22 protein-coding genes and 1 pseudogene are annotated in these 23,383 nt (G+C 37.2%); 2 read left to right on the forward strand and 21 right to left on the reverse strand.

The features are described 5' to 3' along the window. The 13 genes and pseudogenes from B5D30_RS06030 to mnmE form a co-directional block, all read right to left on the reverse strand. Positions 1-210 (reverse strand): annotated as a pseudogene (locus B5D30_RS06030) (hypothetical protein); the annotation flags it as partial. 156 nt (positions 211-366) lie between these two features. Next, positions 367-1,824, reverse strand: coding sequence for a 4-hydroxyphenylacetate 3-hydroxylase N-terminal domain-containing protein (locus B5D30_RS06035; protein ID WP_078807155.1), 1,458 nt, complete (start codon positions 1,822-1,824; stop codon positions 367-369). A gap of 159 nt (positions 1,825-1,983) precedes the next feature. Then, positions 1,984-3,462, reverse strand: a complete 1,479-nt coding sequence (locus tag B5D30_RS06040) for a helix-turn-helix domain-containing protein (RefSeq protein WP_078807156.1) — start codon at positions 3,460-3,462, stop codon at positions 1,984-1,986. Between the two features lie 193 nt (positions 3,463-3,655). After that, positions 3,656-3,877 carry a hypothetical protein gene (locus B5D30_RS13175; protein ID WP_144399503.1) on the reverse strand — a complete coding sequence of 74 codons (222 nt, stop codon included), beginning with the start codon at positions 3,875-3,877 and terminating at the stop codon, positions 3,656-3,658. Positions 3,878-4,069: 192 nt separating this feature from the next. Then, entirely contained in the window at positions 4,070-4,465 is a 396-nt protein-coding gene (locus B5D30_RS06050) for a helix-turn-helix domain-containing protein (RefSeq protein WP_200806715.1), read from the reverse strand. Between the two features lie 169 nt (positions 4,466-4,634). Continuing rightward, positions 4,635-5,768: a DUF916 domain-containing protein gene (locus B5D30_RS06055; protein ID WP_159443236.1), complete on the reverse strand. Its 1,134-nt coding sequence runs from the start codon at positions 5,766-5,768 to the stop codon at positions 4,635-4,637. A gap of 197 nt (positions 5,769-5,965) precedes the next feature. Beyond that, positions 5,966-6,598, reverse strand: coding sequence for a WxL domain-containing protein (locus B5D30_RS06060; protein ID WP_078807159.1), 633 nt, complete (start codon positions 6,596-6,598; stop codon positions 5,966-5,968). Between the two features lie 87 nt (positions 6,599-6,685). Next, complete coding sequence (locus tag B5D30_RS06065; protein ID WP_078807160.1) at positions 6,686-7,381, reverse strand: WxL domain-containing protein; 696 nt, start codon at positions 7,379-7,381, stop codon at positions 6,686-6,688. Then, the gene (locus tag B5D30_RS06070) at positions 7,378-7,758 is read right to left on the reverse strand and encodes a hypothetical protein (RefSeq protein ID WP_078807161.1); all 381 of its coding nucleotides are present in this window, start codon (positions 7,756-7,758) and stop codon (positions 7,378-7,380) included. The genes B5D30_RS06065 and B5D30_RS06070 overlap by 4 nt, the downstream gene beginning before the upstream one ends. A gap of 218 nt (positions 7,759-7,976) precedes the next feature. After that, a complete protein-coding gene (locus B5D30_RS06075; protein WP_078807162.1) occupies positions 7,977-9,143 on the reverse strand; it encodes a GNAT family N-acetyltransferase in 1,167 nt (388 codons plus the stop codon). Between the two features lie 23 nt (positions 9,144-9,166). Further along, positions 9,167-10,084, reverse strand: a complete 918-nt coding sequence (locus B5D30_RS06080; protein WP_078807163.1) for an aldo/keto reductase — start codon at positions 10,082-10,084, stop codon at positions 9,167-9,169. A gap of 150 nt (positions 10,085-10,234) precedes the next feature. Further along, positions 10,235-10,789 carry a flavoprotein gene (locus B5D30_RS06085; protein WP_078807164.1) on the reverse strand — a complete coding sequence of 185 codons (555 nt, stop codon included), beginning with the start codon at positions 10,787-10,789 and terminating at the stop codon, positions 10,235-10,237. A 339-nt stretch (positions 10,790-11,128) separates the two neighbouring features. Beyond that, entirely contained in the window at positions 11,129-12,523 is a 1,395-nt protein-coding gene (gene mnmE / locus B5D30_RS06090) for a tRNA uridine-5-carboxymethylaminomethyl(34) synthesis GTPase MnmE (RefSeq protein WP_078807165.1), read from the reverse strand. 214 nt (positions 12,524-12,737) lie between these two features. Here mnmE and B5D30_RS06095 point away from each other — a divergent pair, with 214 nt between their 5' ends. After that, positions 12,738-13,175: a hypothetical protein gene (locus B5D30_RS06095; protein ID WP_078807166.1), complete on the forward strand. Its 438-nt coding sequence runs from the start codon at positions 12,738-12,740 to the stop codon at positions 13,173-13,175. A 64-nt stretch (positions 13,176-13,239) separates the two neighbouring features. On the opposite strand, the gene glyS is transcribed toward B5D30_RS06095, so the two are convergent. Genes glyS through B5D30_RS13605 form a run of 3 tightly spaced genes read right to left on the reverse strand, consistent with a single transcriptional unit; the run spans position 13,240 to position 16,432 of the window. Further along, complete coding sequence (gene glyS / locus B5D30_RS06100) at positions 13,240-15,303, reverse strand: glycine--tRNA ligase subunit beta (RefSeq protein ID WP_078807223.1); 2,064 nt, start codon at positions 15,301-15,303, stop codon at positions 13,240-13,242. 16 nt (positions 15,304-15,319) lie between these two features. After that, entirely contained in the window at positions 15,320-16,246 is a 927-nt protein-coding gene (glyQ, locus tag B5D30_RS06105) for a glycine--tRNA ligase subunit alpha (protein WP_078807167.1), read from the reverse strand. Positions 16,247-16,291: 45 nt separating this feature from the next. Beyond that, positions 16,292-16,432: a hypothetical protein gene (locus B5D30_RS13605; RefSeq protein ID WP_159443237.1), complete on the reverse strand. Its 141-nt coding sequence runs from the start codon at positions 16,430-16,432 to the stop codon at positions 16,292-16,294. A gap of 223 nt (positions 16,433-16,655) precedes the next feature. Here B5D30_RS13605 and B5D30_RS06110 point away from each other — a divergent pair, with 223 nt between their 5' ends. Then, positions 16,656-17,309: an HAD hydrolase-like protein gene (locus tag B5D30_RS06110; protein ID WP_078807168.1), complete on the forward strand. Its 654-nt coding sequence runs from the start codon at positions 16,656-16,658 to the stop codon at positions 17,307-17,309. Between the two features lie 53 nt (positions 17,310-17,362). Here B5D30_RS06110 and B5D30_RS06115 read toward each other — a convergent pair whose 3' ends face one another. The 5 genes from B5D30_RS06115 to whiA all read right to left on the reverse strand — a co-directional run bounded on the left by B5D30_RS06115 (position 17,363) and on the right by whiA (position 23,316). Beyond that, the gene (locus B5D30_RS06115; RefSeq protein ID WP_078807169.1) at positions 17,363-17,722 is read right to left on the reverse strand and encodes a DUF1033 family protein; all 360 of its coding nucleotides are present in this window, start codon (positions 17,720-17,722) and stop codon (positions 17,363-17,365) included. Between the two features lie 319 nt (positions 17,723-18,041). Next, a complete protein-coding gene (locus B5D30_RS06120; RefSeq protein ID WP_078807170.1) occupies positions 18,042-19,235 on the reverse strand; it encodes a glycosyltransferase in 1,194 nt (397 codons plus the stop codon). Positions 19,236-19,326: 91 nt separating this feature from the next. Then, a complete protein-coding gene (locus B5D30_RS06125; RefSeq protein WP_078807171.1) occupies positions 19,327-20,496 on the reverse strand; it encodes a nucleotide sugar dehydrogenase in 1,170 nt (389 codons plus the stop codon). Between the two features lie 622 nt (positions 20,497-21,118). Continuing rightward, positions 21,119-22,366 carry an aminoacyltransferase gene (locus B5D30_RS06130; RefSeq protein ID WP_144399504.1) on the reverse strand — a complete coding sequence of 416 codons (1,248 nt, stop codon included), beginning with the start codon at positions 22,364-22,366 and terminating at the stop codon, positions 21,119-21,121. Positions 22,367-22,380: 14 nt separating this feature from the next. Then, positions 22,381-23,316, reverse strand: a complete 936-nt coding sequence (whiA, locus tag B5D30_RS06135; protein WP_078807173.1) for a DNA-binding protein WhiA — start codon at positions 23,314-23,316, stop codon at positions 22,381-22,383. Positions 23,317-23,383 lie beyond the last annotated feature (67 nt).

Consider the following 23,383-nt stretch of genomic DNA (forward strand, 5'->3'; position numbering starts at 1 on the left):
ATTTGCGATAGTTCCATGTTTATAGTAATCTGCTGAGCTCTGAAATAGAACCCCACAACTCTCGCAATGCGTAGGAACTTTCGCATATAGCCCATCAATTCTGTTGAATTTTCTATTTTTCTTATCTACCCCTCTAGAAAACCAACGGTCCTTTTCAAATATCAAACTTTCATCTTGAAATCCTAGTAATTCTCTTGTACACTTATCCATGAAGACATCTCCTTTACTGTTGGGTTAGGCACTTACATTGTAAACGAGATGTCTTTTTTTATGCAAAAAAATCGCATGGAATTTTTGTTATTCCACACGATTTAGTATAGAGCCTAAAAAACCCAAGTATCATTCTCTAAGATACTTGGGTTGATTTTATTTTCCTTTTACTTCCTCATCAAATGCCGTTCTTGCAACATTTAACGCATCTTTTAGCATTTTCTCACCAAAAGACAAGTCTTCGTGTTGCCAATGTTCTACTTTTATCCACATCGTATTTCCACCATGCAAATGTTCATACGCACGTTGCCTTTGCCCAAAACTTTCTCCTGTCACATCCCACGCAAGATTGAGCAAAATAGTGCGTTCTTTTGCTGAAAGGAGCGGGCTAGACAAGGCATTTTCAAGAGAGTCTGCATTTTCTCCTGCAAAATCACGAACATCTGGCACGCCAACGATAGAACCTGCTGAAAATTCTTGGATTGCACTGAGTACCTCGTCATACATTTCTGGCAAACTGTCACGCACTGCCAAAAGCGACTGCATATTCGGAGTAAATACCCCAAATTCTTCATGCCCACTAACTTCGGCAAAATGCAACGTACCACGAACAAGCTCAAGATTTCTCGTCAATTTCCCAAGCATTTCTTGCACACGTAAAAAGTCAGTCAAACCAAGTGAAATGGCAATTCTTTTGGCAAGAGCGGTCACAAATTCCAATTTGACGACTCCACGCACTTCATCTTGATGTGCTGTGTGCATGAATAACCCACTTTTTTCAAAAAATTGATTGGATTTTTTCGCACTGCCAAAAACAAACACTCGCTCCCAAGGAATAAACACATCTTCAAAAATCAAAAAAGCGTCCAATTCATCAAAGCGATTGCTCAATGGATAATCTGCCACAGAATAATCATACTTCGCACTTGACTTTCTCGTCATCACTTTTACACCTTTTGTGGCAAGTGGAACAGAGAATGCCAAGCCAAATTTATTGTCCTCTGGCGAAAGATTCGGCACATTGAACACCAAAAGCTCATCGGCAAGAGGGGCAAGCGTATTGACCATTTTCGCACCTTGCACGACAATCCCGTCACGGTAACTTTCTTTGACCCAGACACCTGCAAACTCATGTCCTTCTTTTAAAAGCTGGTTCATCGTTTTGCTACGGTCAACTTGTGGATTTTGCAACGCATGAGAAACAAATAAATCTTCCTCCTTGACCATTTTTGCCCAGTTTTTGATATTCTCTGCAAAATTGGTATATTCGCCTACCCCTAAGTTCTCCGCATAATTCTCCAAAATCGCCACTCCCGCATTGATAAAATCAGGCGTGCGACCAAGCATTCCATAGCTAACACTTGCAATTCTCGCGTAAGCCTTGCGTTTCATTGCCAAGTCATTCGCATTTTTCGGGGTGAAAAAAGTACGTGAATATCGCTTTCCTCCTTCTTCGTAGGTAAAAACTTCAGGCTCTTCCTCTTGCAATTCATAATAACGTTGAATGACCTTTAGAGTATCGGCAAACACACGAATACTTGAAAAATCTTCCACTTTTTTTCCCTCAAAATAGACCAGACGTCCATCTCGCAAATCGCCGTTTTTTGTTGTCATAATACTTCCTCTATTCAAGCGTATTTTTTGTCTTTCAGGGAACAGTATCCCTTATTCTCATAAAGAATTATAACAAACTATAAATCCATTAAACAAATAATAAATACTCAATAAAAAAAATCAGCACTGCACAAAGAAACTCATGCAATGCTGATAAAGTTAATTCATATTTTGAATTTCATAAATCAAACGACCAAGTTTTTTTACTTCTTTCACTCCAAAGAAATCTTTCCATTCATAAACATAGGAACATTGCTTGTTGTCGATTTCTTTCGGAAACGAGCTGATAATCATATCATAATTTTGCTGTCTGGAAAGAAATTCCACTTGCACACCGTCTATTTTCGCAATTTCTTTGATTAAAACGTAATAATATGGATCTGTCGTCTGCAAACCAACGCCCACTTTGAACACATTGACATCTCGCATACACAAAAATACCTTGATTAAAAGATTTTGCATTCTTTCAAGAAAATATTGCTCACGTAAATGCGGAAAAATTTCCTTTAAATCTTTCTTATGACGAATAAAATATGACTTACTCGCTTTCGTCAATCCTTCAATTTCTTTTTCTTGCCCAAGAGCAGCAGTTTTGATAAAACTTTGAGAGTTAATAACCTCATGATTGTCCAAAATATGAAACATATGAAATTGATAACTAATTTGTCGTTTCAAAAGCTCTTTTGGCAACACTTTTCCATACTCACAAAAAGCGATATTCGACAAATATCTATAAAAACTATCCGCAATCAACTGAATCCTAGGGATACTCTGAAAATCCGTCTCATGCGTCGCATCTTCATCTTCTCCCGCAGTAATCAAATCGACTAATCGTCTTTGCACTTTGGAAAAATGAGAAAGCAAGGCAACAAATGCCGACTCATTCTTCGCCACTTGCTTGTTCTCAAAAAATCGGATAGGCAGAAACCCTTCCTCCAAACCTAAAAAAGAAAGCAATTTTTCTGACGGTGTAAAATAATGCCCCTGTTCTTCTCTTCTGCGAATAACATAAAAAAATGTATTTTGATACGACGAGGAAATCATGTACGTTTCCGACCCTAATACATTACTGATCTCTGTCCGAAAAGAAAGTGTCTCCGCCTCATCACAGTACGGATAATTTTTCTTTCTTGAAAAAGCGATTACGTGCAAAAAGATTAAAAATAATCGTATGGTCAACTCAGATCCTTTCACACCGATCGGGGTAAAATTGAGTTTTAAATTATACAATTTACAAAAATCCTGCAAATTACTAATCCTATTAGAAAATGTAGATCTACTCATCCCATGTTTTTCACAAAATTCATGTACCGATAACGGTTTGAAACTTAATATTTCATTTACAAATTGAAAAGGAAGACTTTCTTGAATCAAATATTCACGATACGTTGAGACAAGATTGCCGTCTGATTTGAAAAAGAAACGATTTTTTTCCACCTTCAAAATTTCTTTTCCAAACAATTCTCGAAAATCAACCGCCAATTTTTCTAGCGTTCTTTTTACGAGTATATAATTATTATTTATTTTATCAGCAAACGAACGAATATATGTCTCCTTTGCCCCTGTTCTCTCGAGTTCTTTGCTCAACTCAAGTTTCCAAAGATCTTTTTCCGTTAAAAAAATTGACTCAAAATACATTGTGATTCCCCCTATTTTCTTTCAATTTACTCTCCGATTTTTCATACTGGTTCAACACTAAAAACTAAGATAAAAACCATGTTTTAGAGTTGAATCAATAGAAGAATAAACATAGTATAAATCCATAAAATGGATTTTAAAATTTGAAAAATTTTTCGTTCTGAAAAATCCTTCAAATATCCTTCCTTTTTTTCTAGCTACGAGAGGCTGAAGTCTGGCAACTGCTCTCAATGTCGTTCGTAACTTCGTTACGAATAAATAAACGACATGGTTCGCTGTTGCAGACTTCAAAACGCCACTCTTCGCCTTCCTTTTTTCTAGCTACGAGAGGCTGAAGTCTGGCAACTGCTCTCAATGTCGTTCGTAACTTCGTTACGAATAAATAAACGACATGGTTCGCTGTTGCAGACTTCAAAACGCCACTCTTCGCCTTCCTTTTTTATCTTTTTCACCCATATTAAATTTTCTTGCCCTCCAACAAAAAAATAAACAGGTTATAACTTTACTCAATAACAGTTACTTTTTATAATAAAACTTAGTTTATGTATGAATCTATATTTTTTCCGGTTTTCTTGCGAAAAAAGGCTCTTTATTTCGAGCCTCTTTTCTAATAAAACAAACTTAGAAAGTATTCCTTTTCTTTTTCTTCATCTTCTTTCAGCAAGCGAATAAAAAGGAAAATCTTCATTTTATCTGTAACCGTCAGCTCCTCATCTCGAAAAACTAAAGGAGAAAGTAGAAGTTTTTCAATATCATGCTGTTGCTGACGATTGGAAATGAGCCACTTTGGATCTATCTGAAATAAGTCTGATAAAGCAATAATAAACGATAGTGGTGGGTCGTATTCGCCACGTTCAAACTTTTGATAGGTCGTCCTTGAAACAAATAATTTTTTAGCGATTTCTTTTTGCGAAATTCCCGCTGATTCACGTAAGTTTCTGATGATCTCTTGCATATTTTCCAATTTCAAGACCTCCAAAGCGACTATTTCTCTGCTACTCAAAACGGTTTCTTCCAGTTTAAAAACGAATAGAAAACTGTTGATTTTCACTCATTGTGCTAAATATCACACAAGTGAAAATCAACAATTTTTATTTCAAACTGAAACCTACTAAAGCATTAGAAATAGCTCCCCACTAAAAAGTATCAATTCACTACGATTTGATTTACTCTTATGCCTGTGCTTCTCCGCTTCTTCTTGCTTTTCTACGTTCTCTTTCTTTTTCACGCTTTTCTTGTTCTTTAGCGTCAAGCAATTCTTTCATTTGAGCTCTTTGTTTTTCTTCTTCTTTTTCTTTCTTGCGACGTTTGAATAGAATAAAGAATAAGAAGAATAACAATAACAGAAGTAAGCCTGCAATTAGCCACATCCACCACGGAATGCCTTTATCTTCTTTCATCAAACCTTGTTGAATCATGGCATCTACATAGTTTTCTTTCACTTCTTTAATTTCAAAGCGATTCGTAAAATGCCATTTTTGTCCGTTTTTAGCATATACCCACATATCTAAGTTATACCAACCTTTTGGTACAACTTCTTTATAGTCATAAAGCACATCGAAACTAGAGTTAGGTGCAACTTGCCCCTCTCCTTTTTTCACTGTAACTTTAGAGTTGTCTTTTTCAGAAGTAATGGTACCTTCAATTTTTTCCAATTCAAATGCTACTGGCTCTATATTTGATAAGTTTACAGCGATTTGGTTGTAACCAAAGTTGGCAACTCCTTTTTCACCATTCAATTTTAATTCAGGTGTGATTTTTGTATCATTTTGAGTCAATGCCAATGCTTTCAAATAAGAATACACATTGTTGTAGCCTTCTTTTTGTTCTTCCAGTACCTTTGTTACGGTAATTCCACCAGCAATCATACCATCCCATTTTGCCCCTTTTACATCAAGTTCAATTGGAACAGTAACGTCTGATTTTGCTTTTATTTCCACTTGTGTTTTGGTAACTTTTACCATATCTTTGATGTCTGCTGGTGCTTTTTCTTTGTTTTCCGTTTTATCATCATATGTGATAACTTGGTTTGAGTTTGTACCCGCACGACCAAAGCCAACGTGGAATTTCGCATCTTTGTCTGATGTGTTTGTTATAATCAAGTCAAGTGTCGTTTTTGTATCTGGCTTAACACGTAAGTCAAAATACGTTTTGTTTTTGTCTCTTTGCAATTCTGAAGGTCTAATTCCAATGAAATAGCCAACAGGTGATTGATTTTTCTTATCTTCTGCTTTCGTTGTGAAAGGCAGTGTCGTAAATAAAGTGGCAATAAATGCCAAAGCAATAAATTTCCCCAGTTTCTTCATGTTCATTTTTTCCCTATCCTTTGTTTGAAAATTTGTCCTTATCCTTAAAATCCGTTCTATCAAAATAGAAACAGCGGTAGCGATAAGGTTCTACCGCTGAAAAAAAGTAACAAAGTGCAGAAAAACCATTTCCGGATTGGTTGTGTAGCAATTATCTTCACGTTTCTGCACTTTGGGTACTTACTTAAATAATAATATTATGGTGTAACTAATGATGAATCAGCAAGTGTGTAGATGATGTTCCCTTTGTAAGTAGATGCTTTAACACCCGCTTGGTTTACTGTCAATTCACTTGTTACATCACCAGCGTCATGCGTACCGTTTGAGTTCGCACTACCTTGTGCAACGATTGCGTGTTTGTTCATGATGTCTACGTCAGTTACAGCAGGAACTTCTGCTGAACCAGTAGTAGTCACTTTCAAAGTAGCCCATGGCAAAATGTTTGGAGTAGCTGTTGAACCAGTTGGAAGAACTTCTTTCAACTCTTCAGCTTTCGCAAATACTTTGTATCCAGTGCTACCACCACGCAAGTCAGTAACTTTAATCGTTACAGGAGCCCCTGCGTTTTGATCACTTTGAGTATTTTTGTACTCGTAGAAACCGTTGTTCAAGTTTTGACCTAATTGTTGAGCTGTTGCATAAGTAAAGCTTGGTACTTCTTCTAAGATCAAACCACCGTTTTGAGCAGTTACCCCTACAAAAGTAACCACACCTTGACCAGTGTTTACCGCTTGACCGTTCGCACCAGATGCTACTGGAGCTGCACTTGCTACGTTTGGCAATACAAGAGCACTAGCTACTAATGCTGTTGCTAATAATTTTTTCTTCATTGTGATATTTCCTCCACCTTATAATAATTTTCCCTTTTTTTACAACACTCTCTCTGGGTGAGAAACCCAGAGAAAGTAATAACTTTTTTATGGTAATTTACCATCTTCAAGTGTGTACTCTACAACACCTGTGTAAGTACCTGAAGTAATCCCTTGTTGACCAACGTCCATTGTAACGTCAGGGATTTCTGAAGTGATTGTTCCTGTTGCTTGTGCAGTTGAAGTGATCACTTCACCTTTTACTTTGTAAGTATCTACACCTGTTTTTGCAGCGTGAGTTGGAATAACGTTACCACCAGCATCAGTAAAGCTACCTGCTTTTACGCTAACTTTAAATGTGTTTACTGGCAATAGGTAAGAATTACCACCTTTAGTAAGTGACAAGTCTTTTACTTCCATTGATACTTTGTATCCAGTAGTTCCCCCACGTAAGTCAGTTACAACAATCCCTTGAGGCGTGTTATCTTGAGTAACCCCTGCAGAGTTTACTTCACGGATACCGCTAGCTGTGAATGTGTAACCTGTTGTGTTAATAGTAGTTGCAGTAACTGGGCTAAAGTCATAACCCGGTACTTCTTCTAATACTAAACCACCATTGTTAATGTTTACCCCTTGGAAAGATACACGGTTGTGTGCTTCCATTTGAGGTGTTAAATTGTTTGCACTAGATTTAGATGTCACTTTAGGATTAGTGTTAATATCATCAAGTGCTGAAGTAACCATTGGTAAAGCTACTGTTGCAAGTGCTAAAGCACTTAGGCTTAATACTGCTGTTTTTTTCACTGTACATTCTCCTTTATACTTTTTTCTTTATCTTCATTCTGTCTCTTTCTAAGAATGAGAAGAAGTAAGACCAAATTCATGAGCAATAAACCGATAATAGTGAAGTATGCGGAGTGTTCCTCTCCGAATGACCCCAAGTTGTTGCTACCCGATGTTTTAGTTGTTGTATTGGCAGTTGCATTCGTGTCAGGTAAAGTTTTTGAAGGCTTTACCCCATCGGGCATATCTGGCTCTACTACAACATCTTTCGGAATCGAAATGCGGATGTGATTGACGTTATCATCCACCACAGTGCTTTCATCTGCATTTGTTTTTGTATTCCCTGAAAAAATCAGTAATGATAATAGAAAACAAAAAAATGCAACCCTATTTTTCATTTTTCCACCCCTTTCTAAAACGTCTAAAACTATTTTCGTTCATTTCAAATGGAAATACTAGATAAATATACTGTATTCAAAAAAAAGTAAAAAGTTTAGGGGTATTTTTTTCAAAAATCATGATTTTAATTGTTTTTTAACCTAATTGAGCCGTTTTTTCACTTCCAAAACGCAAAAAAAGAACCTAGAAAAAAATTCTTTTCTAAGTCCTTGATTTCTTAAAAAATATCTGAGACGATTGTCATCTCTTGCACGACAGAACGCTTGAGGCTAGGGAAAATCCTGTTTTCAGAACACTTCACACGTTGCATTTTGACAAGCATATCAACGCTAGTATAACCTAGCAATAAAGAAGAGAACGTTCCAATATCACAGGAAATCAGTGGCAAATGAGGTGTCAACACTTTTTCTCCATTTGCAAGAAAAATTCCGTTGTTATTCGGGAGGTTTTTATCCGTTAGCTCAAAAGCAAAATTTGCCTCCTCTTGCCAAGGGTATGATTGAAGAAACACTTCAACATTTACAATTCTTGCCTGCATATATGGAAGTAATTCTCGTTTGACCGCACGAGGTTCTTTCATTAAATGCAAAACTGGAATTTCTTTCACATTGCTATTGGCTGACAAATAAGTAATCGTATCAAATGCCATGCTATGACTATTGATAAAATTGACACTTGCCTTAGCCGCCTCAAAATCCGCATTTACCCATTCGATAATATGCAAATTCGGATAATCCATTGTGTAGATTATATAACCGACTGCTTGCATTTCTTCGTTGTAACAAATAGCGGTATAATGCCCTTTCCATTTGTGCATATGCGTGTAGTTCCACCACCACGCATTACGACGTGAACTACCACGAGAAAATTGTTCATTTTCTGCGTGCAACTTTTTCAAAGCAGGAAATGCCTCATCAAAAGACATTCTCTTCATCGTATAGTTGCTCTTTTCTGCTTGCGGGAAATTTTTTGCCTCCCACGAAAGCAACAGACGATCACACGCAGCCTCATAGCCAAATTGTTGATAAAACTGATAAGAAAATGGGTCAAGCAGAGAAAGTGCTGCACCACGATTGTACTCACGCTCAAAAATTTGTCGAAAAACTTCACGAATCCCACCTTTGCCTCGAGCTTCTGGATAACTTGCCACATAACTAATGCCGCTCGCCAACAATGTTTTTCCGTGAAAATTCACCTCATGCTCCACAAGCGTAATCTGACTTGTTAGCACTTCGTCATGAAGTACACCAAAATTAATCGAATGCTCCGTCAAATAATCAAAACACTTTGCCCACTCTGGAGAAAATTTGTTGAAAGAATATTGTACTAATGCTTTGATTTCTTCATTTTTTTCGTTTGGCAAAATACCTATCTCTGTTTTCATTTCCTCAGTCCTTATCAATTTTTTTATGGCAAAATATTGCCAGCTGACATATAAATATCATACCATTCCTCACGAGTTAACACCACATCGCTTGCTTGGCAGATTTCTTTAATTCTGCTCGGTGTCATCGTGCCAATAATCGTTTGAAGGTTAGCAGGGTGGCGATTAATCCATGCCGTTGCAATTCCTGTTGGGGTAACATTATATTTTTCAGCAATTTCTTCGAGTTTTTTGTTCAACTCTGGGAATTTTTCATTTCCAATGAAAATACCCTCGAAAAATCCATATTGATATGGAGACCACGCTTGAATGGTCATATCGTGAAGTCTTGAATACTCCAAAATTTGCCCGTCATGGTCGAATGACCCGTTATCTTTCATATTTACATGAATCCCTGCATCAATCATCCCCGTGTGCATAACGCCAAATTGTAATTGATTGGCAATTAACGGCTGTTGAACAGACTTTTTGAGCAATTCAATTTGCATAGGATTTTGATTGGAAACACCAAAATAACGTACTTTCCCAGATTTCTCCAACTCGTCAAACGCAGCTGCCACTTCATCAGGTTCCACTAAAGCGTCTGGTCTATGCAAAAGCAAAGCGTCAACGTAATCCGTATTTAAACGTTTGAGCGAACCTTCCACGGCTGAAATGATATGCTCTTTTGAAAAATCAAATGCCACACCCGGTACAATACCACATTTTGTTTGCAAGAGAATATCTTCACGTTTTACGCTTGACTGTGCAAGTGCAGTTGCAAAAATTTCCTCACAACTTCCACGACCGTAAATATCTGCATGGTCAAAAAAGTTAATGCCACACTCTACTGCTGTTTCAATGACTTCAACGGGATTTTTTTCCTCATCGTTAATACGCATACACCCCAAAACAATCTGAGAAGCATTCAAGTCACTTTTGCCAATGTTAAATTTCTTCATTTTGATACACTCCGTTTCTTTTTTTTAGGTAACTCTAAAGCAAATTGGAATTTTTAGAGTCCTCTCATGCTCACGCAAATGGGTTGCCTGAACATTTACACTACTATTATATACCTTTATTTTAAAATGTATATAGTTTTTTGAAAACAATTACATTAAAAGAAAATCTAGCACTTCTTTTTCGATTGCTTCAACTTCAGCTAATGCTCCAATGGCAATTTTTCCGCTTGAAAGTCTATCTTCACGAGGCTTGATTTCCTTATACCCACGTTTTTTTAGCTTGTCAATGTTTTCCTGCACAATTTCTTGATGATACATCACATCATTCATCGCTGGGGCAAAAAGTTTCGGAGTGCCTTTAGGAACAGCTTGTGCCACGCTTGTGAGCATATTATCCGCCATTCCATGAGCAATTTTGCCAATCGTATTACTTGTCGCTGGGGCAATCAAAAAAACATCTGATGATTGAGCAAGAAAAATATGATTGATTTTTTCCGGTTCATGCTCTTGAGCGACATTTACACTCACCTCATTTTGTGTCAACGTTTGAAACATTAACGGAGAAATAAATTTCGTTGCATTTTCCGTCATAATCACGTGAACATCTATTTCAAACTGTTCATTTTTCCTAAAGCGTTCAATTAAATCACACATTTTCCAAACCGCAGAGCTCGCAGAAATACCAAGCGTTATCATTTTCTTCATATTAACACACTCCTTTTTCCGTTAATCATCGTAGTCTTTATTTTATCAATAAAAAGCAAAAGAAAAAAGCCTAAGCGTTTAGACTTATGGTCGGTATAACAGTTTTATTTTATTTTCCAATTTTCAACTACCTAAAAAAAGCCAACTCCATAGAATTGACTTTTCTTTGTATTTCTCTTGGGCACCTCTAAAAACTCCGGTTAAGCCAAAATTAGCTAGTTTTTCGATTTTCGAGGAAATCGACGAAAGCTATGTGGTTCATAGGTTGAGGAGACTGACGAAGAAAATCGGAAAACTAGCAATTTTGGATAATCGTGAGTTTTTAGAGGTGCCCTCTTGCTATTTTCCCAAGCAAAATTGGCTAAATAATTGATTCAATAGTTCATCTTGTACGCTTTCGCCAATAATTTCTCCTAGTAATTCCCAGCATTTTGTCATATCCATTTGTACCAAATCTACGGGTAAACCTGATGAAATGCCGCTTAACACTTCTTGCAAACTTGCCTGTGCTTGCTCAATTAAGCCGATGTGGCGGACGTTTGAGAGGTAAGTGGCGTCTTTTTCTATCGTTTCACCCGCAAAAAAGAGCTTGGCAATCGCTTCTTCGAGTGCGGATAAATTTTCGCCTTGCAAAACGGAAATAGGTAGAATTTCACTGTTTTCTGCCAAAGTTTCCAGAGTTTCCAATGAAATTTTTTGTGGTAAATCGGTTTTGTTCAGCAAAATAATGCGTTTTAGACCACTCGTTGCCTCAATGAGTTGCTCGTCTTCAAAAGATAATTCTTCCGCTGCATTTAGCACAAGCAAAATTAAGTCGCTCTCAGAGAGTGCTTTACGACTCCGTTCAACGCCGATACGCTCGACAATATCCTCTGTCTCACGAATACCAGCAGTATCAATCAATCGCAGTGGCACACCACGCACATTGACATATTCCTCAATCACATCACGTGTTGTCCCTGCAATATCCGTCACGATTGCTTTTTCTTCTTGCAGTAAGTAATTTAACAAAGAACTTTTCCCAACATTTGGTCGCCCGATAATTGCCGTAGACAAACCTTCACGCAAAATTTTCCCTTGCTTAGACGTTTCAAGTAAATGAGCAAGCTGTTTTTCAATAACAATCGCTTTTTCACGCAAAAGTTGTGTCGTCATCTCCTCAACATCATCATATTCTGGATAATCAATGTTCACTTCAACTTGTGCTAAAACTTCCAAAATCTCTTGTCTCATCTTTTGAATGAGCTGAAAAAGTCTGCCGTCAAGTTGAGAAGTCGCAATGCTCATTGCTCTATCCGTTTTTGCACGAATAACATCCATGACCGCCTCCGCCCTTGTCAAATCAATTCGACCATTTAAAAAGGCACGTTTCGTAAACTCACCGGGTTCGGCAAGTCTTGCACCAGAGCGTAGCAAGAGCTGCAAAATCTGGTTAGTGACAACAATTCCGCCATGTGTATTGATTTCCACCACGTTCTCACGTGTAAATGTGCGTGGTGCGTGCATGACACTCACCATGACTTCATCGACTAATTGCTCGCTTACAGGGTCAACGATACGTCCGTAATGAATAGTATGTGTCGCCACTTCACTCAGATTCTTTTTCCCTTGCAGAAACAATTTACTGGCAATTTCAATCGCTTGAGTACCAGAAAGACGAACAATCGAAATCGCCCCCTCACCAAGAGGAGTAGAAATTGCTGCAATTGTATCAAATTCTTTTGTTATGTTCATGGAATACTCCTTTTTTGTTCTAATTAAGGATAGCTCTCAAAACTATCTAGCTTTGGGTAGTGTATAACGTTTTGAAAAAATTTTCAAGTGTTCGTGTTTTGTCAAGTTAGTATGAACAACATTTTTAGAACACCTCTAAAAACTTACACTTCCCCAAAATTGTTCATTTTTGGTAAAATAAAGTGAGTGAAATTTAGAAAATGTAGGTGAGCAGATGATTATTTTTAAAATTACAGAAGAAGTGGCAAAAAAAGCTGGACTTCAATATGAAGATTTGCCTGAAATCGTTGGCAAAGAGGAACAAAATTTCTTAATGGACGTTGAACTTTTGGAGAATGGATTGTTGAATTTTTACTATATGAATCAATTTGACGGATTCATTCAAGCATTTCCAATTACTCCAATGTTGGATAATCTTGTCCCTGAGTTTGTCCTAGGTCCAAGTATTACTGGCGATATTCAACGAGCGATTTTCTTTGACGGACTTCCTTTTTCCGATGAAGTAAAATCAATCATTCATCAGTCTGGAAAACAATTCAAATGGAGCAAAATCAGTACAAAAGAAAACAATTTACTTCATTCTGTTTATGAAACACAAAGAACAATTATTCACAAGGAAATTGCTCGCAGAATAGCAAGAGGAAAAGAATGATATTTCTTCTCCTCAAAAAAATAAAAATCGCATGAAACACTTAATCCATGCGATTTTTTCATTTTTATTTCACAATCAATAAATCAACACTTGCAAAGCTCAAAATAATTTTGGCAAGTTTTTGCAGTTCACTCAAACGGTTGTTTTTCACTTGTTCGTTGTCTGTCATGACCATTGTGTTGTCAAAATACTCATTTATCACGCTTGATAAACTCATTAATTGCTGATATTTTTCTTCGGCATTGCCTGTGAAGTTTTCTTCAAGAGAAATAATTTTTTCATTTAATGCTTTTTCATATTCATTTTCAAACAGAGAAGTATTCACATCTACTGCTACCTCGGCTTTTTGAGCAAGGTTGACGACACGAGTAAGACTTTCGATACCCAAGCGGAAGTTTTCGTCATTTTGATGTGCGTTTAAAACTTCTGCGGTCGCAAATAACTCTGAAATGTCGCTTTGTTCAGCATTGACTACGGCATCTAAAATGTCGTGACGTGTGATTTTTCCACTTAAAAGCTGACGAACACGTCCTTTGACAAAAGAAAGTGCCTCTTTTTCGTTCGTGTAAGTGAGTTTGTAAATTTCCGTTTCTGCATTGATTGCTGTGAAAATCTTCTCTTGCAAGTCTGCAAATGAAAATTTCCAGCCAAATTTATCCAAAATACGAATCACTCCTTGTACTGCACGGCGTAAGGCATATGGATCGTTTGAACCTGACGGAATAAGGTCAACAGAGAAGAAACTATACAAACTCTCAAGTTTGTCACTTACCGCTAAAATAGCCCCTACTTTACTCTCTGGCAAAACACCTTCTGAGGTCGTTGGCAAATAATGTTCACGAATTGCTCTAGCAGTTTGCTCGTTTTCTCCTTGTAAAACCGCATATTTTTCTCCCATAATCCCTTGCAACTCTGGAAATTCTCCTACCATATTGGTCACAAGGTCAAATTTGTAAATATCGGCTGCTCTTTTCAAATCTTTTTTCTCTGTTTCTGTTAACTCTACCATTTCTGCTAGAACTTCACCAATTTTTTTCGTTCTAAGCATATGCTCTGCAAGTGTGCCAATTTTTTCATGGAACGTCACTTTAGAAAGTTTCGCCACCAAGTCAGCAATCTGCAATCGTTGATCTTCTTTCCAGAAAAATTCACCGTCCTCTAGTCGAGCAACTAGCACTTTTTCATTTCCTTTAATGACATTTGCCAAATGATTGTCTGTTCCATTTCGTACAGAAATAAAATGCGGACTTAATTTGCCGTCCAGTTCATGCACGTCAAAGAAACGCTGATGTTCTTTCATTGAAGTAATAAGCACTTCTTCTGGCACATCCAAATATTTCTCGTCAAAACTCCCCGCAAAAGCTGTCGGATATTCAACAAGATTGTTCACTTCTTCAAGCAATTCTTCGTCTAAATCAACCGTCCAATTGTTTTCTTTTTCAAGTGCAGCAATTTGCTTGCGAATGAGATTTTTTCTCTCCGCGGCATTAGCAATAACATTGAACTTCGCCAATTCCTCTTCGTAACTATCTGCATTGGAAAATGTTGGTACACCTTCTAGCAAGCGATGTCCTCTTGAAGTGTTGCTTGTGTCTACACCTAAAATAGAAAATGGAACAATTTCACTTCCAAATAAAGCCACAAGCCAGTGGATTGGGCGAATAAATTCTACATCGTTGTCCGCCCAACGCATAGAAACAGGGAACGTCATAGAAAGAATCACATTTGGCAATTCTTTCAAAATTTCTTCTGTCGCCTTCCCTTTTTCCTCGACCGTTGCAAAGACGTATTCTACACCTTTGACTTCTTTGAACGTCATTTCATTTTCAGTTAATCCTTTTCCTCGTAAAAATCCAAGCACTGCCTTGCTCAAATTTCCATTTTCATCATAAGCAATTTTTTTTGCAGGTCCTTTGACTTCTTCTCTTGTATCTTCTTGTTTTTCTGCAAGTTTTACAATTCTCAATGCCAGTCTTCGTGGGGTAGAAAATACTTCAATGCTTTCAAATGAAAGACGATTTTCCACTAAAAATTTTTCGATTTTTTCCTTTAATTGTATCATTGAAGGAGTTACCACATGAGCAGGCATTTCTTCTAAACCAATTTCTAATAAAAAGTTACGCATAATTTCCTCCTTATCTTTTTTATTCCTCTTCTTTTTTCGCAACAAAACCAATTTGTGCTCGCCCTTCATCATCTAGCAATGGGTAGCCTAATTTTTCACGCTCAGCAACAAAAATTTTCGCCACACTTTTTGCCATATTGCGAATGCGATGTAAATATCCAGCACGTTCCGTTACAGAAACTGCACCACGAGCATCTAATAAATTAAAAGTGTGTGAGCATTTTAAAATATAGTCATACGCTGGATGTACCAAACTTTCTTCGATACAACGTTTTGCTTCGTTTTCAAATTTATTGAAGTTTTCTAGGAGCAATTCTTGATTGCTAATTTCAAAGGAATATTTTGAGTGTTCGTATTCTGGTTGACGGAAAATTTCTCCGTATTTCACCCCTCGACTCCATTCCAAATCATATACCGAATCGACTTCCTGAATATAGCTCGCAAGTCGTTCTAGTCCGTAAGTTACTTCGCTTGTGACAGGTTTAACAGGTAGTCCTCCAACTTGTTGGAAATAAGTAAATTGAGTAATTTCCATGCCGTCAAGCCAAACTTCCCAGCCAAGACCTGCACAACCCATAGACGGATTTTCCCAGTTGTCCTCAACAAATCGAATATCATGCTCTTGTGGGTCAATGCCGAGCAAACGCAATGACTCCAAATACAACTCTTGAATGTTGTCAGGACTTGGTTTCATTACCACTTGAAACTGATGGTGTTGGTACAAACGGTTAGGATTTTCCCCATAGCGACCGTCTGCTGGACGTCGACTCGGTTCTACATAGCAAGCATTCCAAGGCTCTGGTCCTATTGCACGCAAAAATGTGTAAGGACTCATTGTTCCTGCACCTTTTTCCGTGTCATAACTGTTCATAATCATGCAGCCTTTCTCCGCCCAAAAATTTTGCAACGTTTGAATCATTTCTTGTAAAGTTAGCTTTTTTGTCATGTTGTTCTCCTTTTCGTGAGGCTAATTTTAGGCATAAGAAAAAGCTCACGCCCATGCCAAATAAATGACATAGGGGTGAGCTTGAAATTCAAATCCACGGTTCCACCCTACTTCTAAGATTTCTCTTAGCACTTCATTTGCTCGCTCTAAAGTGCCGTTCAACAAGTCAAGTTTTCCGGCTTTCACTCTCCCGAAATCGCTACAAACTCAAATTTGCCTACTCCTCTTTTTCAACACGAGCTTTTTTTATAGAATAATGCTTTTTTCGCTTGTTGTCAACTGATTTATCAATCAATAATGGATTTTCCATAAACCATTTGCACACTTCATAGAAAAAATAGTATGATAGTTCTTATACAGCTGTAAAAATTACAATAATTGACGATATTATAAAAAAGGGGTAACTAAAATGAAAGACTATGATTATTACTTTTTCGACCTTGACGGTACGCTGATTGATTCCTCTGAGGGAATTATTCACTCCATTCAATATGCAATTGAGAAAATGGAGATTCCAGTTTCACAAGATTTGGATTATTATTTGTTTATCGGTCCCCCTATTATTGAGAGTTTTCAGAGCTTTCTTTCCCTTGATGAAAAAAGAGCAAGAGAGGCGATTTCGCTCTACCGAGAATGTTTTAAAGACAAAGGCATTGTAGAAAACAAAATTTACGACGGAATGGTAGAATGTTTAAGCAAACTGAAAGAGTCTGGAAAAAAATTAGCAATTGCCACGAGCAAACCAGAAATTTTTGCCAAGCAAATCGTAGAATTTCTACAATTAGAAGAGTATTTTGACGGTGTATTTGGTGCTACACTTGATGACGGCGTGCGAAGTGAAAAAGCAGACGTCATTGGCTACGCTATGGAAAATCTCGGAGTGAACCATGAGGCAAATATCTTGATGATTGGCGACAGAAAACACGATATTTTAGGAGCAAAGGAAAACAATTTAGATAGTGCAGGCGTTTTGTGGGGGTTCGGTTCTGCAACTGAACTAGAAACGTGTCAGCCTGATTATATTCTTTCTTCTCCTCTTGCACTTTTGTCATTAGAAGAATGAGTGTAAGGGATAGGGTCAATTCTAAAAAGCTGTTCAATGCGTAGACAATTTGCCTACTTCATTGAACAGCTTTTTGCTTTCCCCTCGCTTGTCACACGTTCGTATTTTTTCTTGCCAATTTCCTCTGCTAACATTTTGTTGTCATAAAGAATCGCCAAACTATGATATTGCTGCAAATAGTCGTTGCACTCTTCACACCAACGTTCATCATCCTCGCTCCAAAAAGCTGCAAGAAAATTTCGCTTGCTATTGACTTCGTCAAACTTTTTTCTATACTCTAGCCAACATTTTTTGTAATAGCATAAGGCATCTTCTAGGTTTTCAAAGGAAGAAGATTGAACAATATCTTCTTCCCACCCCTCTAAAAACCACCATGGCTCATTATCGCCGAACATCTCGACTACTCGGTACATTTTTATCAATCCTTTATTAATATATGGACACCTCTAAAAACTCACGCTTACCCAAAATTGCTAGTTTTCCGATTTTCTTCGTCAGTCTCCTCAACCTATGAATCACATAGCTTTCGTCGATTTCCTCGAAAATCGAAAAACTAGCTAATTTTGGCTTAACCGGAGTTTTTAGAGGTGCCCATAACTTACTTATACAAAAAATACTCCGTTTTTCCTTAATGTGCAAGAAATTTGCTTACAAATCATTTTTGTTTTAGAAGTAATCCTAAAATATCTCTCTAAAAAATACTTTCTTAGAGAGATAAAGTCGATAAAATAATTATCTTGTTCCCCAACGTGTTGATTTTAGTGTACAAAGTGCATAAAATCTCACTGGTAATAAAACTAAAACGTGAATAAAGCCGTAAATTACAAAAAGTAAAAATCCTAAATCCCTCGTCCTAAAAATACCGTATAGCGAACGAAGAACTGCAATCAATGCTAGAACGATTAAATATTGAACGAAATGTCGAACATCTCCGTAATAAATCGTCTGGAATACCATTGCAAATAGTGAAACAACTAACATGAACGGCAAAATAAATTGCATTAACAAATCATAAAGCATATACCAATGATGTCTGTGAGCAAATTTAATTGTCCAAAGCATTTCACGATAAAAACTTTTGTTCCATCTTACTTGTTGTTTTACATATTGCCCTAGTGTTTCTGGTACAAACGTCTGCACTGTTGCGTGCTGATGAAACGCTACTTCATGCCCTTCTTTTAGCACTAAATTCGTCAAATGACGGTCATCACCATAAGTACAATTTTCACCTAAGAAATACTGTGAAACATACTCGTCTTTCACTTTGTTTACAATTTCAGTACGATACGCTGAAAATGGTCCAGAACAGCACATTACCACGTGAAAACGGCTTTGTGCCGCACGTTCTTGGTGGAATGCTGACCAGTAGCGATAGCTAATCAAGCGAGTGAGAAGATTGACTCCTTTGTTTTCCACTTGCACATCTCCTGTTACTGCACCAACTTTTTCGTCAACTAAACGCTGAATCAATTTTAAAATCGCATTTTTATCTTTCAATAGCGTATCTGAGTCAACTGTTACAATTATTTCACCTGTCGCTCTATCAAACCCTAGTTTTTGTGCATGACGTTTCCCTTTGTTTTGTTTTGGCAACAAAATTCGCACACGTTCGTCGTTTTCATACGCATTGTAAACTTTTTCGATTAATTCCTCTCTATTTTTAGAAAAGTCATCAACCACGATAATTTCTAACTCTTCAAGTTTCTGCTTACAAATGCTGTCAATACAAGCCTTTAAAATACTCGGCTCTTCATTGTAGGCGGGGACGATTACCGATACGCTTGCCGTATGCCCTTGGTGGAATGATTTAAATTTCTCACCATGCTGTCTTCTGTTTTCACTATGGCAAATCACGAGCTGTATCAAAATATGCCCCAATGCCAAAATTCCATAAACCAATAAAAAAATACTTAATAACGAGGTCATCGTTTTCTCCTTTGTCTAACTTTGTAGTGGTGAAGTCTGCAATTGTAGTTTCATCTTGCAGACTTCACAATGCACTACTCCGCTTTTTTTGTTAGTCTCTAGCAAACACATCATGTGTATGCACTTTTTCCTTTACATCTTGCAAACAATCGTCAAAGCGATTTGCCAAAATAATTTCTGATTGCTTTTTAAATTCCTGTAAATCATGAATGACTTCAAATCCATTGAAATGCGTACTTTCATGAAGTGGTTCGTAAACTAATAAATCAATTCCTTTTTGTTTTAGGTGTTTCATTACTTCTTGAATGGCACTGTAACGGAAATTGTCGCTTCCGTGTTTCATTGCCAAACGATAAACGCCAACTTTCTTAGGTTGCTTTTTCTCAATCGTCTCGGCAATAAACTCTTGACGTGTCTGATTACTTGCCACAATCGCTGAAATCAAGTTTTCTGGCACATTGCTATAATTTGCCTTTAACTGCTTGGTATCTTTTGGTAAACAATAACCACCATAGCCAAAACTTGGATTGTTGTAGTGCATACCAATCCTAGGGTCAAGACTGACTCCTTCGATAATTTGAGCAGTATCCAAATTATTCATCGTTGCGAATGTATCTAGCTCATTAAAATATGCTACTCGCATTGCCAAATAAGTATTGGCAAATAATTTGACGGACTCAGCTTCTGTTTCTCTCATGTAGATAACTTCTACATCTTTTTTCAAAGTATTTCTCAGAAACATTTCGCCAATGACTTTCCCCTCGTCTCCTGTATTTCCTACAATAATGCGTGACGGGTACAAATTGTCATACAACGCTCTGCCCTCTCGCAAAAATTCTGGGGTGAAAATAATACTTGCGACATTCGGAAATTGCTCCTTTAGTCGCTCTACATAGCCAATCGGAATGGTCGACTTAATCAAAAATTTACTTTCTGGTTTAATCATAAGAGCATCTGAGATGACTTTTTCAATGGAGGTTGTGTCAAAGAAACACTCTTCCTCATTGTAATCAGTTGGAGTGGCAATCAACAGATATTCTCCATGTTTCACTGCCTCCTCAAAACTCACCGTCCAACTCAAATTCAATTGTTTTTCCTGTAAAAAATCAGAAATATGCTCATCAACAATCGGCGACTGTCGATTGTTCAAAAGTGCTATTCGTTCTTCATTGACATCAAAGCCCATTACTTCTTCATTTTGCCCGAGCAAAAGAGCATTGGATAATCCAACATATCCAAGCCCAAAAACTGAAATCTTCATTTCCCATTTTCCCTTCGATTTTTACTGAAGGGGACCTCTAAAAACTTACGCTTACCCAAAATTGCTAACTTTGGCTTAAACGGAGTTCTTAGGTGTACCCTTAAAGTGACTTGTTAAACAAGCCCTTCCGTAAACTTTCAACTATTTTTATTATTGTGAAAATTTGTATATATCCTTCAACCCATAATATCGCACTGACCTTTCGTGCAACTTCCCCGATTCTTTTTTAGCACTTCATGATACTACCACCAGAAATTCATTCTGTCATTGTCTAATTTTCCTAAAATCATTGTCTTTTTTACCCAGAGTCTGCATTTTCAAACTTTCTTCACAATTTTTGCCGTATAATTATTTTCTGGATATTTTCACCTCTTTCTTTTTATGTTGGTCATTAATAAATTTCGTTTTTTATTAATAACTTAAGTTTCCTAAATGATAGTAATACAAAAAACGAGACATTTTAATCTTTTTATACAAATTACAAAAAATAAATAAAATAAAACGTTCTCTTTTTTCACTTCTCCACCTTTTCGTTTCTATTAGTCTTAAAAAAAAAACAAAAAACCACCCCCATAGAGAGTAGTTTTTGCTTGCTTTTTATCTAAAATGAAAATGCCAATCCTCACCCTCTCGCTCTGTCAGCAATTCTTCTTAACATCTGATAAAATTTGTATTTCATTGGCTGAATCACGAGGTCGAACGAGCCGATTTTTTCTTCGACGACTCCTGTGAAAGATTGTTTGAATTTTAACACACCGTCGCTACCATCAAAATTTCCGTCAATTCCGTAGAAATTGTACTTTTCAATTCCATTTTCAATCGTAAATTTCATCATTTCATCTTGAATAAGATAGGGTGCATAGAAATTTTTATACTTGTCATACGTGCCAGAAAAAAGGTAAATGACTTCTTGTTTGCCGATGATAAATAAAGCTCCTGCAAGAAGAACATCTTCATCGCCACTTTCTTTCCGAAACTCTTCTGCCTCTTCAATTCGCTTCTCATGCGTTGCCTTTTGAGCCTCAAATTCACGTTGCTGATTGAGCATTTTAGAAGAATTAGGTGTCTTCTCGAGATTTTGAGCAATTCTATCCAATTTTGCTTGCAATTCCTCCTCACGCTTGCGGAGATTTTCGATATAGTCCTTAAAATTAATTTCTGCGACCATGAATTTTGCTTTTTCACCAAATTCTTTGAAAACTGCCTGATAATAATCAAGTGGTTTATCTTGAAAACTACGTCTTTTAGCAGTATGTTCGGTCAATTGTTTGAATTTGTCTAGTTCTTCGTACGGCAATTCACGCAAAGTAATCCCAAATTGTGCAGTTTTTTTCACAGAATAAATCGCATCTTTTTGATAGCTTTTGCGAAGTGATTTTTCATCAAGTCCACGCAATTCTTTGACAAATACCCAACGAGGTGAGGCAGTGGAAAATCCTTTTTCAAAGCCGTGATGAACAAACCCAAGAGATGTCAACTCGTTTAAAATCTCACGTTTCGGTGTGCCTACTACATTTCCATTCCAATCACGTTGTTGATACACGACGTTTGGCGTCATAGTGAGGTACAATGCACCGTTTGATTTCAGGTGTTGCTTTAAACCATTGGTAAAAACGGACAAGAGTTCTTTATTGTCAAAATCAGCTAGAAAACCACCGTCAATGTCATAATAATAGCCAAAACGAATTTTCATGCGTGCCAAAAGGGCAGTTGCAATCACCTCTCCGTTTTCTTTTACTCCTACATATTCCACGCCCCAGCCACGCATTTTGCGAACGCGTGCCATTTCTTTCGTCTGTAAAAAGTTTGCCAACGGATGATTTTGTGCATGACGTTGATATTCTTCTTCTGTTAATGTTGTAAATTCCACTTTTAAAACCTCTCTTATTCTTGCTCTGCTCGTAATTTTTCTGCTATTTCATTGATTTTTCTCATGCGATGATTGATACCTGATTTTGAAATCGCACCACTTGGCATCATTTCCGCAAGCTCTTTTAACGCAAGCTCTGGATTTTCTAAACGCAGTTCGGCTAGTTCTCGCAATTTTGGAGCAAGAACACTCAAAGTGCTATGTGCTTTAATAAATTCAATATTTTCAATCTGTCTTGCTGCAGCATCAATCGTTTTATTGAGATTCGCCGTTTCACAATTTACCAAACGGTTCACCGAATTTCGCATATCTCGCATGATTCGCACATCCTCAAATTTCAACATAGAATTGGTTGCACCAATCAAAATCATAAATTCTGTAATATGTTCCGCACCTTTTAAATACACAATATAACCGTTTCTACGCTCTAACTCACCTGCATTCAGCCCGAAATAATTCATCATTTCAGCCAAATCGTGATTGTGGTCTTCATAAACCGAGTAAATTTCCAAATGGTAGCGACTTGTTTCTGGATTGTTCACACTTCCACTTGCCTCAAACGCACCACGAAGATAAGAACGCATTTTCTGTGCATTCCCTTTAATATCCTCACTGACTCCCGTGGTAAAAAATAAACCGTCCAAAATCTCTAAATCAGCTAAAATTTCCTTCGTTTCTTGTTTTAAACGTACGATATAAACATTATTTTTCTTGAGTTTCATTTTCCTACGAACCAAAACCTCACTTTTCACCCCATAAGTATCTGAAAGTAAGGTGAAAATTCGTCTGGCAATTGACGCATTTTCCGTTTGGATATTGAGAACAAATTGCTTGTCGGCAATAGATAACGCACCATTCATGCGAATGAGGGCAGCAAGCTCACTTCTTGCATGCTCACGATGTACTTCCAATGTCGTTAACTCTTTTTTTACCTCACTTGCAAAGCTCATGGTAACTCCCCCTCATACTTTTTCTACTTGATTTATTCTAGCATAAATTTTGAAATAGTTCTTGTGT

Origin of the sequence: Pilibacter termitis (genome assembly GCF_900167335.1) — a bacterium.
GTDB lineage: Bacteria > Bacillota > Bacilli > Lactobacillales > Streptococcaceae > Pilibacter > Pilibacter termitis.